The 13049-nt window shown below is 44.6% G+C and carries 7 protein-coding genes; 5 read left to right on the top strand and 2 right to left on the bottom strand.

What is annotated here, in order from left to right; translation table 11 throughout:
- Positions 1-138 precede the first annotated feature (138 nt).
- The 4 genes from L1D15_RS14745 (at position 139) to L1D15_RS14730 (ending at position 7186) form a co-directional block, all read left to right on the top strand.
- Positions 139-1581: a serine protease gene (locus L1D15_RS14745; RefSeq protein WP_239876262.1), complete on the top strand. Its 1443-nt coding sequence runs from the start codon at positions 139-141 to the stop codon at positions 1579-1581.
- A gap of 190 nt (positions 1582-1771) precedes the next feature.
- Positions 1772-3259 carry a M28 family metallopeptidase gene (locus L1D15_RS14740; protein WP_239876324.1) on the top strand — a complete coding sequence of 496 codons (1488 nt, stop codon included), beginning with the start codon at positions 1772-1774 and terminating at the stop codon, positions 3257-3259.
- Between the two features lie 330 nt (positions 3260-3589).
- Positions 3590-5485 (top strand): methyl-accepting chemotaxis protein, encoded by a 1896-nt coding sequence (locus L1D15_RS14735; RefSeq protein ID WP_239876261.1) that lies wholly within the window; start codon positions 3590-3592, stop codon positions 5483-5485.
- Between the two features lie 27 nt (positions 5486-5512).
- Positions 5513-7186: a pyridoxal-dependent decarboxylase gene (locus L1D15_RS14730; RefSeq protein ID WP_239876260.1), complete on the top strand. Its 1674-nt coding sequence runs from the start codon at positions 5513-5515 to the stop codon at positions 7184-7186.
- Between the two features lie 68 nt (positions 7187-7254).
- Here L1D15_RS14730 and L1D15_RS14725 read toward each other — a convergent pair whose 3' ends face one another.
- Together L1D15_RS14725 and L1D15_RS14720 are read right to left on the bottom strand one after the other, a co-directional pair.
- Positions 7255-8451, bottom strand: coding sequence for an outer membrane protein transport protein (locus L1D15_RS14725; protein ID WP_239876259.1), 1197 nt, complete (start codon positions 8449-8451; stop codon positions 7255-7257).
- Between the two features lie 3 nt (positions 8452-8454).
- Positions 8455-10731 (bottom strand): Ig-like domain-containing protein, encoded by a 2277-nt coding sequence (locus tag L1D15_RS14720; RefSeq protein WP_239876258.1) that lies wholly within the window; start codon positions 10729-10731, stop codon positions 8455-8457.
- A 626-nt stretch (positions 10732-11357) separates the two neighbouring features.
- Between L1D15_RS14720 and L1D15_RS14715 the strand changes: the two genes are divergently transcribed.
- Complete coding sequence (locus L1D15_RS14715) at positions 11358-12986, top strand: ABC transporter substrate-binding protein (protein WP_239865848.1); 1629 nt, start codon at positions 11358-11360, stop codon at positions 12984-12986.
- Positions 12987-13049 lie beyond the last annotated feature (63 nt).

The raw sequence follows: 13049 nt of genomic DNA, 5'->3' as shown, positions 1-13049 counted from the left end.
TGCCTTTTTATTCACCTTAATAAAGCGACCTGTTCAATTTTCTTTACTCAAAAGCAATTATGCAATTGATTGCTTATTTGTTTTTTCCGCATATGTTTGTTTTTGGGACAACACAAATAAACCAAAAAGGAAAAAACAATGAAGACAAGTTTATGCAACGTTGGGTTGGCTATTGCATGTTTTATCACTCCAGTCGCGATGGCAGATACAGTGTTGCCTGTCATTGCTGATGAAGTGAAATTCACACTATCAGATGCAGAACTGACCGGTATTTCGGGTCAACATCTGAGTCAGGTAGTGAAACATCAAGGGGCTGCGTTCATCAAGTTGCACTTCAAACAACTTTCACTGCCAAAAGGGGCTATTTTACGTGTTAAATCCGCCACGACGGATGAGGTGGTTGAGTACACCGACAGTCAGCTAGATTGGTTCGCACAATCTATCTCAGGCGATGCACTTGTTATCGAACTTATTGCGAATGCCAAAGGCCAGCAAGGACAGTTTGAGCTCGATTATTACATGGCAGGTAAAGATACGGCGGTTCAGGAGATGTCGACGCTTTCCACCTGTGGGGTAAATGAGCGAAAAGATGTGGCGTGTTGGGAAGATTCACATCCAGAGAAAGTCGCATGGACAACGCCAGTAGCGCGATTGCTGATCAATGGTCGCAGTCTATGTACCGCATGGCGCGTAGGCCCGGACAACCGCATGTTTACCAACAACCACTGTGTTGAGAGCGAAACCGAGCTGAAAAACACCGAAGTCTGGTTTAACTACCAACGCTCAACGTGTAACGGGTCAATGTCGACGACCGTCAAAGTGATGGGTGACCAAATGCTCAGCACAGATTATGAGCTGGACTACACGCTTTTTACTGTTGATGACTTCGCCAAAATCGCCTCGTTTGGTTATCTAGGTCTTGATGCGTCTGAGCCGACCTATGGCGATGGTATCTATATCCCACAACATGGATCGGGTAACCCGAAAGAGCTCGCGATTGAAAGCGATCAAAATGGCTCCGGACTGTGTCAAATTGATGTTGCCTCAGCCAATGGCCGTGGAGTGAACACCGATACAGGTTACTTCTGTGACACTATTGGCGGCTCTTCAGGTTCGCCAGTACTCAAAACCAGCAGCAACAAAGCCATTGCGCTGCATCATTTTGGTGGTTGTGAAAACCAAGGGGTGAAAATCAGTAAAATCTGGCCAAAAGTGGCGAGCCATTTTAACAACACTCTGCCGGACGGCATGGTGGAACAACCAGGAAGTGATATCACCGAGCTGAGTCTAGATACACCGTTGTCTGGTATTACGCTGACGAAAGGTGAACAGAAAATGTATGTCCTTCGCTCAGACAAACGCACCTCTGACGTCACGGTGTCTATTGCATCGGGATCGGGTGATGCTGATCTGTATGTTCGTTCAGGACTTCAACCAACCAGAAGTGCCTACGACTGCAGACCATATCGCTCTGGTAATACGGAGTCGTGTGATGCAGTGGATGCGAGTGAAGATCTTTACATCATGATCAATGCGTACAGCAATTTTTCAGGTGTTACCTTGTCTGTAACGGCAAAATAGTCTGAGTCAAGCTTAGGGCACTTCGGTGCCCTTATTAACCGTTCTCGGTATTGATATAAAGGTGACAACTTATTGTTACGGATTGATGTAAAACGAATAATTCTCAAAATGTAAATAAATATCCTAAGTTTTGGTGATTTTATAAAACTCCATGGAGGAGATAATGAACTACACTAAAATGCTTTTGGCTATGGCGCTTTCCACGGCTTTCATAAATGCACACGCAGAAGACAAAGTATGGATATCAATCGGTGCTGATGCATCCAAAACAGTAGCGAAATCAGGGGCACAAGCTGTGCTGCCGAATTCACTGGCTAGTAGTGGGAGTGTTTGGATCGGGCAGGTTGATGAAACGGAACTGGCAGAATTGTCTCACAATATGCATGAAGAGCATCATCGCTGTGGTGGCTATATGGTTCACTCTTCCGCTCAGAGTGCAATGGCGGCGAGCGCTATGCCATTGTCCCTTAATAGTTTCTCAATCCCTGACATTTCCCAGCAAACAACAGTCAATGCTTGGTTACCGCAAGTTGATCCTGCGCAGATTACTGGCACAATCACTTCGCTGACGAGCTTCAACAACCGTTTTTACACCACCACTTCTGGTGCTCAAGCGTCTGATTGGATAGCCAGCGAGTGGCGTTCCTTGGTTTCTGGCCTGTCTAATGCCAGTGTTGAGCAGTTTTCTCACTCAGGTTACAACCAGAAATCTGTGATCTTGACGATTCAGGGTTCAGAAAGCCCTGATGAATGGGTTGTGATTGGTGGTCATCTAGATTCCACTATTGGCTCACGAACGGATGAACACACAATTGCCCCCGGTGCTGACGATGATGCGTCGGGCATCGCAAGTGTGACTGAGATAATTCGTGTTCTGGCTGAGAACAACTTCAAGCCTAAACGCTCGATGGCCTTTATGGCTTATGCCGCCGAAGAAGTAGGGCTGCGTGGCTCTCAGGATATTGCCAACTCCTACAAATCTCAGGGCAAAAATGTGGTGTCAGCCCTCCAGTTGGATATGACCAACTATCAAGGCTCTACACAAGATATCGTCTTCATCACCGATTACACCGACAGCAGCCTGACTCAGTTTTTAGCTAACCTGCTTGACGAATACCTACCAGCGTTGAGTTATGGTTATGATCGTTGTGGTTATGCGTGTTCTGACCACGCTTCTTGGCACAATGCTGGATATTCTGCTGCGATGCCTTTTGAGTCAAAGTTTAATGACTATAACCCTAAGATTCACACCTCTCAGGATACCTTAGAGAATTCGGACCCCACTGGTGCTCATGCAACCAAATTTACTAAGCTTGGTCTTGCTTACGCAGTGGAGATGGGGAATGCCTCTGGGGATACACCACCTATTGATAATGTACTACAAGATAGTGTGCCAGTGACGGGAGTCTCTGGATCGGCAGGTAGTGAGCTTGCCTACCGTTTTGAACTAACCTCTTCAAAAACACTTGAGATTAAAACATCGGGTGGCTCAGGTGATGTGGATCTTTACGTTAAGTTCGGTTCGGAAGCCAGTAAGCAGAATTGGGACTGCCGACCATACCGTTATGGAAATAGCGAGACTTGTACATTCAGTAATGCCACACCGGGTACTTACCATGTTTTGCTAAACGGATACTCTTCGTTTAACGGTGTCACGCTTGAAGCTTCCACACGCTAAGAGCGAATTATTGATGGCTCTTTATAGGGCCATCTTACCTAGCTTTCATATTGTTTAAGCCGCTGAATTAAAGCATAAAGAATATAGACTTCCCCGATTTTCTCATCGCTTTTCCCTTTCTAAGGATAATAAATTTATATAATAATTGTTGCATATATTTGTGATATCAAGCTAAGGTAATTGTGTTGGCTGGGTGTATAGACGGTTTGATGTGGGCACAAGCTCACGATTTGCTGATAATTGTTCAGCAACCAATATACAAATTAAAATGCAGACCGGAATTCATCCTTACGTTCTTTTTATCGCTCGTTCATGAAGTGAGGAGGCGTAATGAATATAGGTTTTAAAACGCGTATCTATCTCGGTGTCGGTTTGCTGGTGACCATCTCTTTGATTGTTCTTGGCACGCTGAACATCCTATCTATGAAAGAAAAAATGGTCACGTCGTTGATAAATGAGACTCAAAACAAGCTGAGTTTTCATGTGACTGAACTTGAGCAGTTGATGCAGTTCCGTATCAATGCTGTTGCCACCGGTGCAGAGCAATTCGACCCTAGCTTATCTGATGCTGATAATCAGAAAATGGTTAATCTACTTGCCAAAAGCGCAGGGATTTCTAATGTCATCATGACCTATGAAGATGGACGTAACTATATGTCCGTCGAGAGTAGCAATCAATTCGATTTCAGAACTCGTGATTGGTACAAAGCGGCAAAAGTAGCTTCCTCAGTGGCACTGACAGATATTTACCAAGACAAAGTCACTGGTGAAAAGGTGGTGAGTGCGACCATGCCTGTTAAACAAGGTGGCAGAGTTGTGGGGGTGTTACTGGGTGATATTCAGCTCGGCGAGATCATCCGAACAGTTAGTGATATGCGTTTTGCTGGTGGTGCCGCGACACTCACTGATCAAAATGCCGTGTTTTTTGCTAGTGATGACCCTAATGATATTGGTCGTACACCATCGCAGGTGAGCCCGAACTTTATTGAAATGGAGCGGATGTTTAGCTCAAGACAAGCGGGGCACTTGACCTTTCCATACCTTGGTATTCAATTTGATGGCTATTTTCAGCGGGTGAATCTCACTGACAATATGTACTGGACATTAATGGTGTTTGTTGATCAAGCCACCGCCTTGGCCCATGTTGACCAAGCGGAACAAGAAGCGATCATTACAGGCTTTTTGCTTTTCCTTGTCAGCTTTGGCGCCATCTTTGTCATTCTTCATTACGCTTATAAGCCGTTGCTAGGTTTAAAATCTGCAGTTCTAGACTTGTCACAAGGCAACGGGGATTTAACTCAACGCCTTGAAGTCAGCAGTAATGATGACTTAGGAGAAATCAGTCAAGGCTTTAATCAGTTTGTCGAAAACCTGCAGCAGATGATGTTGCAAATTTCACAAGCGAGTCAAAGCATTTCTTCCAGCCTTGTCCAACTCGGTCAAACCGCAAAAGAGAATGAATCGAAACTTTTGAACCATTCGAGCGAAACTGAGCAAGTGGTCACCGCGATCACTGAAATGAGTGAGAGCGCACGGACAGTGGCTGAAAATGTTCATCAATCCAATAGAATTACTGAAGCGGCGAGTGGTGAGGCGCAATCGTCACTAGGTATTGTTAATACCGCAGTATCGACCGTCAGTGCGTTGGTTACTGAAGTTGATGATATGTCCGGCCGAATTGTCAGTATGAAGCAAGACGCTAATCGCATCAGTGAGGTTCTGACCGTCATTGGTGAAATATCCGAGCAAACGAATTTGCTGGCGCTGAATGCTGCTATTGAGGCGGCACGTGCAGGTGAGCAAGGCCGGGGCTTTGCTGTCGTTGCAGATGAAGTCAGAGCGCTTGCTGCCAGAACACAAAACAGCACGACCGAAATCTCTGACATGTTGAGCCAACTTCTTGATGGCACTGAAAGTGTGGTTCGTGCGATGGAAGCGACGAAAGAGCAGTGCCAATCTACGGCAGAGAAAACGTCAGAAGTGTCAGAAAGTCTTGGCATGATGAGTGTTTCGGTGAAAGAAATTGACGATGTCAGCACTCAGATATCGGCGGCGACGGAAGAGCAAAGTACGGTTGCTGAAGAGTTGAGTCGCAACATGTTATCCATCAGAGAGATTGTTGAATCGTTAGTGAGCAGTGGTCAGCAAACCGTTGCTGCGACAGAATCTCTCAGTGAGTCCAACCATGAGTTAGAAAGGTTAGTCGCCAACTTCAAATTAAAATGACTCTTTTAAGCCACTAGGAGATGAGGTATGAACCATACTGCAACACTCGAAAAAGATGGCTTAAAAGCGAATGCGTTATCCCCTCATTATGTGAAGAAATATAATGAGGTGATTCGCCGTTTTTTTAGTCGTGATAAGCGGTTATGGCCCCTATTTGCTTCCCCTGAGGTAAGTATGCTTGCCAGTAGAAAATCACCTTTTTCCACCCAAGATTATCGCCAATTGGAAAAGGCTCTGCGTGAGCGTGACGATATTCCAGAGCGGATGCATGCGCCTGCAGAGGCATTTGATCCATTAGCTTTGTTTGCTGCCCATCACAGCAAAGATTGGCAAGATCCAACGTCGGTTGAGAATGTTATCTCGACACCTTGTGACCCTGCAATTCATGGGGCGATGTTGGCGACATTGAAAAACCCCAACTTAGTCTACAGCGAGTATGCGGGTATGGCTGTAGAGCTAGAGAAAATGGTCGTACGTCAGATTGCCCGATTAGCTGGGTACGATCCGCAAATTGCTGGAGGCCTATTTACTCAGGGTGGCACCTTTTGCAATCTTTATGGGTACCTGTTTGGGTTACGTAAATCATTCCCAAAGTCGAAATCACAAGGAGTGGCGGGGCGGCGATTTTGTATGGTCAACTCTGAATCGGGGCACTACTCAAATATGACCAACTTGTCCCTTTTAGGACTTGACCTTGAAAGACAGGTTATTCGGGTACGTATTAATCGAAATAATCAGATTTGTCTTGATGATTTGGAGTATCAATTAGAGACTTGTTTCAAGCAAGGGGTCGTCGTTCCAACCATAATGCTGACTTGCGGCACTACTGATACATTCGCGATTGATGATGTAAAACGAGTACGTGACTTGTCTGAGCGCTTGTCTCGCAAATACGAAATGACTCGTAAACCTCACATTCACGTCGATGCCGCGGTAGGCTGGAGCTTATTGTTTTTTCTGGATTACGACACTCAAGACAATCCACTCTCCATTAATAACGCCACTTTAACCAGCGTACGATACCTAAAGAAGATGATGGCTGGTCTGAAAGAGGCCGATTCATTTACCGTTGATTTTCAAAAGTGGGGCTACGCGCCTTATACCTCGAGCTTGTTAATGGTACGAGACAAGAAGGATTTTGAAGACTTAAGACAAGAGCCAAGCTACTTTTCTTATTTCGAATCTCAGCTTAAACAAAAGACGCATTTGCAATCAACTATCGAGTGTTCGCGCGGTGCGGTCGGTGTGTTTTCTGCCTACTCTGCGTTGCAGTTCCTTGGTAAAGAAGGTTATCAGGTTGTGCTCGCACATGGGCTACAAAACGCTAATTATTTTCGCCTGAGACTGAGCAAAATACCCGGATGTAAGGCGGTGTGTGAAGGTAACCATGGTCCATCTGTCGCGTTTCGACTTTATCCTAAAGACACGGTTTCAGTGTTGCACCTTCATGAGAAAGAACTGTCCATCAAGCAAGGTGATGCTACGGTCGATGATCTGGTTAAGAACACGTTTTATCATCGAAATCACTTTCTTAAGCGGCAAAGGCAGGGGCTTAATACTAATTGGGTAGAGTCCATCACTCATACCGACTACGACTTACTAGGGAATTGTTTGCCACTGCCGGGAGAAAAAGCCGTGTTTTTGAACCCGTACACCAAGCGCTGTCATATTGATGAGTTTGCAGATTATTTGATTAGCTAGGGCGGTGCTGACTTTTAGTTCAGAAAAGCCAGCAGAGATGCTGGCTTTGATTGTTCACAACTCGCAATCTAGAACGAGTAGTTTAGTTGTGCGCCAAATAACCAAGCGCTGGCATTCACCGTTGCCTCGATGTTGTATTCGTCAACAATGGTTTGCGATTCATTGATTGCTGCTTGTTCGCCTGTCAGATAACCAATGGATAAGTCTAAGGTGAGTTGATCCGTTGCTGCGTATGAGCCACCAAAGGTAAACCAATGTCTGTCAGTATCAGGAATTGATAGCGAACTGATTTGGTCAACAGGTGAAAGGTCATACATATAACCTGCTCGTAGCTCAATATCTTTGTTGAGATAGTGTGTTACACCAACAGAAACGTGACCTGCATTCTTCCATTCATAATCTTTAATCGATGCACTGTAGTTTTCCGAAGTCAGCTTATCAAACTCAGACCAAGCAACATACTGTAGGCTGTAGTGTGCGGCCCACTTAGCATTGAGTTTGTGATAGCCGGAGAACTCAACGATATCTGGAAGAGGAATATCAACACTATCAGTCTTACCTTGTTCCCAAGCGTAGACATCGCCTTCGGCTGTTAGCTCAGGGCTGTATCGGTACGACAGTCCAAATCGGTTGTTTTCATCGACAACATAGGCAACACCTAGGTTAAAACCAAGTCCTACGCCGTCTGCATCAATCCGAAGTGGGTTAGCACTATTAGGTGTCCGAGATATCTCGCCCTCACCGTAAATAATATCGATGCCACCACCAAGAGACCAAGCTTCATTTAACTGGTAGGCCGCAGAAAAGCCAGCATTGATGCTGCTAAGGTAAGTTTTTCCACCAAAGATCGGAGCTTCAAAGCTATCTTCAAATTCAACGTCGGTACCAAAGTTTGAGTGAACCGTCGCGCCTAGCGTCCACTTTGTTCCCTCAAGTGGGTATACAAGGTGAGCGTTAGGCACCAAGGTGCTGTTATCGAGTCCTGTATCGTCAATAACTTGGGTTGTTGAGCTTGGTGGCGTGTAGCGAATATTGCTGAAATCTACTTGGCTGGCGATATTCACTGCACCGACTGAAAACATTGGCTTGTCGATCAAGCTCATGGCTGCTGCGTTTTTTGATACAACAGAAGCGTTGTCGGCAATAATGGCATCGCCGGCATAGGCACGCCCTAAGCCAGTCGCTGACTGGGCGTTAAGCTGAAAGCCTGCTGCGTGGCTTTGCAGAGCAACGAGAGGTAATGTGTAGATTACGATCTTTTTCATGGATTAATTTACCTCTTCACTGTGGGCTATATCATCAAAGTCATTAGTATCAATAATGTTCTCATTATCAGTTGCGTCTAGAGTGATATCTTCACCTTTTGTCTGGATCATTTCCAAAACCGCATCTTGTTGGGTTTGACGAGAGGCTTCCACTGCACCCAGTTCAGAGATTGAAGGCAGTCCAGTTTCATCCATTGGCCCCTCATAAGGGAAGAGGTATGTACCGTGCCCACCAACAGTTGCTCTGATTACTCCTCTAAGTCCATTTGGATCGTTTGCCGTCTCCAAAATAGGCTCCAATCCAAGAGCACGAATCAAAGGTTCTGTGCCGGTCATCGTATTATTGTCTGCTGAATTAGGTACCACAGTATCAGGCATGTAGTCCCCTATCTCACAAGTACCTCGACAGGTGCCTTTTGCTTCAATCAGCAATGTTGGTTGTTTAGCGATGCGTTGGCGAGTGACCTTACCCGCGGGATCCGAACTGTCAATGGTCTGTTGAACACCCTGTCGGAGGATTGGAATGACGGCAGCATAAATCTCGTCTTCTAACATAGTGATACTATCTGCTAGTGCATCAGAGTTTGCTTCAAGCGCTTCAATACATTCTTGGTTGCTGTTTTCAGGCTGACATAAATTAGGCAGCAAGGTTTCTGCAATGCCACGTTGAACATCCGGGGACTTCTTGACGGATTGTTCCATCTCTGGCCCTAGTGTTAATGAAGATAAAGTGACGTTAACTAAACCTTGACCAGGTACGGCGAAAGTGGACGTTTTTAATCCTAGGCCTTCGATGACCTCTGAAGGGGCAGTTGTCCCATCTGGACTAAAGGTGGCTTCAGTCGTCATCACTGACATAATACCGCCCAATGAGTGGCCGACGAGATGTACTTCTCGGTCTTGGTCTGGGTGACCAAAATTTAGGGCCCATCTCAGCCCAATAAAGTCACTGACGGCTTGATGTAAGTTCGCTCTTAACGCTAACGGTGAAGAAATATTAATAAAGTAAGACTTGTCTATTGCGGCGCTAATCGGGAGACCGTTTGAGTCATTTACAATTCGACTGCCATGGTAAGGCATATCGATAGCAGCAACGATATACCCGTTATCCGTGTACTTCTTCGCCATCAACTCTGCCGATGTTCTATCCGCGGTAATACCATGATTAAAGATAACTACAGGGTTAGTGAGATCTTCAATAAATGACGCAGCTTTGTCTGGGGTACTGGTATCGTCATTCTTCGGTAAGTAAAAGTCGACGTCAATTAAAGTTGAAGAGTCGTTGTAAACTTGGATTTTCGTACCGTTTTCTTCAACCCCTTTCTTGGTTAGTGCTTCCCCATTCTCACCGGTCATCCAGCGATACATAGAAGGGCAGCTTGCAATAGGGTCGAAGCGGTCTAAAGTACAGCCTTCACTATCTGCAATTTCTTGTGTGAAGGGTAAATAATTATTAGTGGTGAGTTTAGTGGAGACTATCACCCATCCCTTTTTTCTGTCGATCTTGTGATCTTCGGTACTCAAACTCATATCAACCCTTGGAGCTGGGACACTTGTACGAGTTTGTTCCACTATGGTGTCAATAATGGTGTAACTATTTTGGGTCGTAAACTTAGCGGCATAAACGAGGCTGTGTGGGTTACCTGTTGTGTGGTAAACATCGACAGCCTCTTGAGTGGTGCTTTGTAGCCATTGTTCGTGCTCATCTAATTCATTTGGAGATGTATTAAGTAGTTGAGTGAATCCGCTTGAAGGCTGTAATGGCGTGCCTTGAGTGGTTTTTACGCCATTTGTGACAGCAAGGTAGTAGGAAGTACCAGGTTGCAGGGCGGCACTACACTGGATAGTTAACTGGCGACCATCACTTGTCAGCTTGGTACCGTCAATTTCATTTCCTGAACTATCCAGTAGCAGTACGTTACCTACTAGCGACGATGGGTCTATAGCAGGTACTTGACCCGAATTTACGCTATCCAGTGGGATCTCGATAGGTTCCACACAGAGTCCCCAACCGTCAACTGCAGCAAAGCTGGTTTCAAAACTTTGGTAGTAGGCCTCGTACTCTTCGCGCGTTGAGTAATTTTGAATAGAGGAAGGTTCATTGGGTAGGGAGATAGTACCATCCTCATCGTAACCATAGCCATCGTTCGGCATTGGGATGTTGTTAGAGGAAAATGGAACTTCTACCGCAATGTTTTCTGTCGTGCTTTCTTCACCATCGCAGCCAGCGAGCATAAATGCGGCAGATAGTGAGATAGCTAGTATATTGAGCTTTCTCATAATAGAGGTGCCTATACAGTTGTGGGGGTAGCGGTATATGAATGCTCATACGGCTCTCTCACAAATGATTAAGCTTAAAAAAAGCTAATAAAAACCTAAAAATACTTATTTTTTATAAACTTAACCATTGTTATTGAGATGTTAAAAAAATGTATGGGTCGAGAAGAGTGTCTAAGTGTGGAGCGGAGCATATATCTTGTGCAACAGAGTGATTAACTTCACAGAATGCTATTTTGGTAAGACGAAAGTAGTTAAATGTTAGCTTGCTTACATAACTTTTGTTAAAACTTTTGCAGAATATTTAGAATAAGATGCTAAAAACAGGTGTCTTATTAGATTAATTGGCATTTCAATCTAAGTCTGAATAATTTCTTATTCTAATAAACTGGGAATCCTTTTTTCAGTAGTGTTTTTTACCAAAATGTTGCACTGGTCGGAGAATTAAACGATTTTTCGCTACATTTTTATGGCAAATTACACCGATGATTGATAATGTGTGCTGCAATCTTTATAGGGCTTTAGATTTTTGTGCTTAATTTTTGCACTAAACAGATCTAAATCACTGTCCGTTCTAGTGGCCTTATGAAGACGTCATGGATGCAAATGAAAAACTTGGAGTTTTACTCATGTATAAGAACAAAATCACTCAAGCCCTTCTTCTAGGTGCAGGTCTGGCTGTCGCCGCTACTTCTACCGCAACACTCGCTGCAGATGTTCCTGCAGGAACTCAGTTAGCTGAAAAACAAGAACTAGTTCGTGGTAACGGTACTGAGGTGGCGACGATCGATCCTCATAAATCTCAAGGTGTACCTGAATCTCACGTTATTCGTGATTTGTTAGAAGGCTTAGTGAATCAAGACGCAGATGGTAATACTGTTCCGGGTGTTGCAGAGTCTTGGGAAACTACGGACAACAAAACATTTACTTTCCACCTACGTAAAGATGCGAAATGGTCTAACGGTGACCCGGTAACGGCTGGTGACTTCGTATACAGTTTCCAGCGTGCGGTTGATCCTGCAACAGCTTCACCATACTCTTGGTACATGGAATACACCAAGATGGTAAATGCAAAAGATATCGTTGCTGGTAAGAAAGACAAGAGCGAACTTGGCGTCAAAGCAGTGGATGATCATACTCTGGTTGTTGAACTAGAAACTGCAGTGCCTTACTTTGTAATGATGATGGGCCATACAACGGTTAAACCTGTTCACCAAGCAACGGTTGAGAAGTATGGTGATCAGTGGACTAAGCCAGAGCACTTTGTTGGTAACGGTGCATTTGTTGTAGATAAGTGGGTTGTCAATGAGCGTTTGGTACTTAAACGCAACGAAAACTATTGGGACAATGAGAAAACAGTTCTTAATAAAGTGACATTCCTACCAATCGAAAACCAAGTAGCGGAAATGAACCGCTTCCTAGCTGGTGAAATCGATATCTCTTACGAGCTACCTATCGAGCACTTTAAACGTCTTAAAAAAGAGCATCCAGAAGAAGTATCAGTAACAGGCAACTTGTGTACATATTACTACCTCTTCAATACTAAGAAAAAACCGTTTGATGATGTCCGTGTTCGTAAAGCGATTTCTTATGCGATTGATCGCAGCATTGTGACAGATGCGATTCTTGCTCAAGGCCAGAAGCCTGCTTATTTCTTAACACCAGAGATCACTGCTGGCTTTAATCCAGAAATGCCTGCCTATGGTCAAATGTCTCAGAAAGAGCGTAACGCAGAAGCTGCTCGCCTTCTTGAAGAAGCGGGCTATGGAAAAGATAATCCGCTGAAATTCAACCTTCTGTACAACACATCGGAAAACCACAAGAAAATTGCTGTAGCGCTAGGTTCTATGTGGAAGAAAACATTAGGGCTTGATGTTACTCTTGAAAACCAAGAGTGGAAAACTTACTTATCTACTAAAGATTCTGGTGATTTCGAGGTAGCGCGAGCTGGATGGTGTGGTGACTATAACGAAGCGACGTCATTCCTAACGCTAATGAAGAGTAATAACACCACTGGTGGTGTTCATTACGACAGCAAAGCCTACGATGAAATCATCGATAAAGCGCTGAAGTCGACTTCAGAATCTGAGCGTGAAGCTCTTTACCTAGATGCAGAGAAACTTTTAGCTAAAGACATGCCTATCGCACCTATCTACCAGTACGTGAAACCACGTCTGCTTTCTCCAAAGGTTGGAGGCTTCCCAGCAAACAACCCTGAAGAGAAAATCTATTCTAAAGATCTATACATCATCAAGTAACCCTTACTTGATAGAACGATAAAATATTGGCCTGCATGTTATTGATGACATGCAGTGCCTTTA

Origin of the sequence: Vibrio sp. Isolate25, assembly GCF_022398025.1 — a bacterium.
Taxonomy (GTDB): domain Bacteria; phylum Pseudomonadota; class Gammaproteobacteria; order Enterobacterales; family Vibrionaceae; genus Vibrio; species Vibrio coralliilyticus_A.
This window is presented reverse-complemented; position numbering and strand designations above follow the sequence as displayed.